This window comes from Ideonella sp. B508-1 (assembly GCF_000333615.1).
Classification (GTDB): domain Bacteria; phylum Pseudomonadota; class Gammaproteobacteria; order Burkholderiales; family Burkholderiaceae_C; genus Ideonella.
This window is the reverse complement of sequence record NZ_BADL01000136.1, coordinates 1-3096: the sequence shown is the minus strand read 5'-3', so window position 1 is coordinate 3096 and position 3096 is coordinate 1. Positions and strand designations below refer to the sequence as shown.

General features: G+C 64.6%; 5 protein-coding genes. All 5 read left to right on the top strand.

What is annotated here, in order from left to right:
- Positions 1-308, top strand: a 308-nt coding sequence (locus tag I73_RS33105) for a hypothetical protein (RefSeq protein WP_159105853.1), incomplete at its 5' end; no start/stop codon positions are given.
- A gap of 196 nt (positions 309-504) precedes the next feature.
- The gene (locus tag I73_RS06055) at positions 505-1431 is read left to right on the top strand and encodes a hypothetical protein (protein WP_022979795.1); all 927 of its coding nucleotides are present in this window, start codon (positions 505-507) and stop codon (positions 1429-1431) included.
- Between the two features lie 302 nt (positions 1432-1733).
- Positions 1734-2345, top strand: a complete 612-nt coding sequence (locus I73_RS26275; RefSeq protein WP_040499718.1) for a phosphohydrolase — start codon at positions 1734-1736, stop codon at positions 2343-2345.
- A 137-nt stretch (positions 2346-2482) separates the two neighbouring features.
- Positions 2483-2776, top strand: coding sequence for a YlcI/YnfO family protein (locus tag I73_RS31435; protein WP_083876576.1), 294 nt, complete (start codon positions 2483-2485; stop codon positions 2774-2776).
- Complete coding sequence (locus I73_RS06045; RefSeq protein WP_022979793.1) at positions 2773-3090, top strand: type II toxin-antitoxin system RelE/ParE family toxin; 318 nt, start codon at positions 2773-2775, stop codon at positions 3088-3090. The genes I73_RS31435 and I73_RS06045 overlap by 4 nt, the downstream gene beginning before the upstream one ends.
- Positions 3091-3096: the final 6 nt, after the last annotated feature.

The window sequence follows — 3096 nt, the reverse complement described above, 5'->3', positions numbered from 1 at the left end:
CCACTTACGTGTGCAACCCGTTGGAGGTTCCGAACTACCTGGCCGAAGCGGACGTGAGGCGCCTGGCGCAGCGCTTCGAGCTGGACGCCGACGAGCTGCTTGAAGCTGGCTCGACCGAGGGCCTGGGCACCGTGCTGTGGCGACTTGACCCTGATGAGCAGTGGTTTCACCGCGAGCTGGCCATCTTCGCCCGAGACGAACTGCTGCGCCCGAAGCTGGAGCGCGTTCTGCGAGGCCCGATCCGCGCGTGGGAGGTGGCCCGAGTCGCAGGCATGGCCGATGAAGAGCTGGGCGAGGTGGTTGAATGACGAAGCCCCGGGCGCCCAAGGTCTACGCGACCTTGAAGGGCAACTTCACCACGAGCGCGCTGCGAGCGCTCCGGTTCGTGCCTGACGGTAGCCGCATGGTCAAGCGAGGTGCCTTCAGGCGCGTGGTGGCAGAGGCCACCAGCCTGGACGGCGAAATGTGGCGGGTTCGCCCGCTGGAAAGAGGATGGAGACGCCTATGAGCAGGCCGAACAAGGTCTACCTGCTGATGCACGCCAGCGGTCAGTCTTTCAAGATCGGCATCGCGGTGCAAACCCACCGTCGCGCCTCAGCATTGCCTGACGACATCGACATGGCGAAGAGCCTGGAGGCGGTGGTGACGACAGGCCGGGCCGAGTCGGTGGAGAAGATCCTTCACTACCTGTGCCGCGACCTGAGCACGAAGGCCGAGCGGATCGAGCGGGGCGAAGTTGGTGACGGGTACACCGAGTGGTTCGCCGCCGAGGCCTTCGACCAGGCGCGAGCGTTCATCGACGGCCATGCCGCGATGCTCGGAGTAAGTCCGTTGCGCCCGGTGCAAGTGCCCGAGAAGGACGAGCAGCCGGCAGCGTGCAAGCGGGTTGGTCCTGCCAAGCCCAGCAAAGCCGAGAAGGCCGAGGCGGCCCGGAAGCGCCTGGCCGAGTACACAGAGGCAGCGGAACGGCAGAACTTGCGCGTCCTTTCGGCGTTGAGCGCCCTGCTGACAGAACTGAAGAGCGGCGGTGTGCTGATGGGGCTCCATGTCGAAGGTCAATCGACGCGCCTCCCGAGCGTTGACCTGTACCTTCGCGGACCGACCGCAAAGAAGATCGGCGAGCGGCTGACCTGGCCGAGCGAGGATCTGACGATGGTTCGGGTCGGCGGCGGTGGAATGCGGTTGTTCAGCGGCATGCACGCGAGCGGCAAGCTGGACTTCGTGCGTGTAGGCATTCCTTCGGTCTTCGTTCTAAACGAGTCGGAGAGCAGCCGCGCGCCTATGCCGTTCATCGGCGAAGCGCGGCAGTTGCTGCGAAGCCTGATACCAGCGCCCGGTGGCGAAAGCGAAGCAGCCCTGCGCGCGGCGCACAGCGCGATGCACGAAGCATGGGAGCAATTCCAGCAAGACATTCAAGACCACACGAACTGAGGGAAGAGACGATGACAGGCAATGACCCACGGTGGAGCCAAGACCAATCCATCGCATTCGAGGCCGCAGCCGACTGCCTGGCGCACGCCCGAGCGGTCTGGACCGAGAAGCTGGAAGGTGCGGGCACGGCGCACGAGCGCGCCGAGCTGGAGGCCGATCTGGCATTGATCGCCACGACACGGCGCCACCTGACGGTCCACGACGAACAAGCGGTGGCTGCCGTGCGGGCGTCTTACGGTCCCAAGGTGAGACGCTACGTGGAGGCCTCGCAGGCAAGGCGCGCTGGCCAACAGCGCGCCTGGATGCGACTGCCCTCGGGCGCTCACCTGGACCTCATCAACCCCGACCCGCAGGCCTGGTCGGATTCGGACTTGGCGGTGCGGCTGTCGCGCACGTACCGGTGGGGCGGCGAGTCGGCTTGGCCGATCCCTCTGTCGGTGGCTCAACACTCGCTGCTGGTACTGGAGCTTCGGCGCCAGGCCGCGCCGGCGGCACTGACACCGATGGACGAGCTGATGGAGCTTCTGCACGACGCGGAAGAAGGCTTCCTGGGGTTTGACTGCATCGCGCCGCTGAAGGCCGTGCTCGGCGAGGCGTTTAAGGGCGTGGCGGACAACCTGATGGCAGCCATTGCGAAGCGGTACGGCCTTGAGCCCTGGCGGGCTGACGCCTACGCGCTTCACAAGCGCGCAGACATCGCGGCCGCCGCAAGTGAAGCGATCCATTGCATCGGGTGGAGTCGCGGCGAAGTGCGCGAAGTGCTGGGCATCGACGCGCCTTTCATCGAAGCCGATCCGTTGACGGCGCGGTATGGCGGCACCGCATGGGAGCCGTGGGATGGCAACGTAGCTGCCTCTCGCTTCCTGGCAGAGCTGGGGAGGTTGTCCGCGTTCACAGGCCTGCCTCGCAAGTGATGCCATCCTGAGCAGAGCAGTGTGATCGAAAGAAACGCGACGAATGGACTAACTGAGGGTTTCGCGCGCGAAACCCTAGAAGACGACGGGGCGGTGATGCCCTTGACGCTGCAACACGTTTGCAACACACTGAGGGCATGAAAACCGCAATCCTCCCGCAAGTGCGCGTCGAGCCCCAACTTCGAGCTGACCTCGAAGCTGTGTTGCGCGATGGCGAAACACTGTCCGACTTCTTGGAGGCGACGGTTCGCCAGGCGGTGGACCATCGGCGCATGCAAGCCGAGTTTGACGCGCGAGCCGACGCGGCCTGGTCGCGGTTTCAACAGACAGGTTCAGGTGTGCCGGCTGAAGAGGTTGTGGCCGAAATGCGGGCGCGGCTGGAAAGCCGGCGTCGTGAACTACAGGGCAGGTCTAGGCCGTCCAAAGCATGACCTACACGGTCATCGTTGATCCCGAGGCCAGGACCGACCTACTGAGGTTGTACGACTACTTGGTCCAGCGGGCGGAGTACGTCGAGGATCTGGAAGTGGCTGGCCGTGCCATTGAGGCTATCGAGGTGGCGATGACTTCGCTGGCGAGGGTGCCTTTCTTGTTCCGAAAGGCTGATGGGTCGCGGAGTTCACTTCGCCGAGAGCTTGTTGTTCCGTTCGGCGCTTCAGGGTACGTCTTGAAGTACGAAATCGCTTCACCCCAGCTCGTGGTGGTGCTGGCAGTGCGCCACCAGCACGAGGCGGACTACCAATAGCCTCGC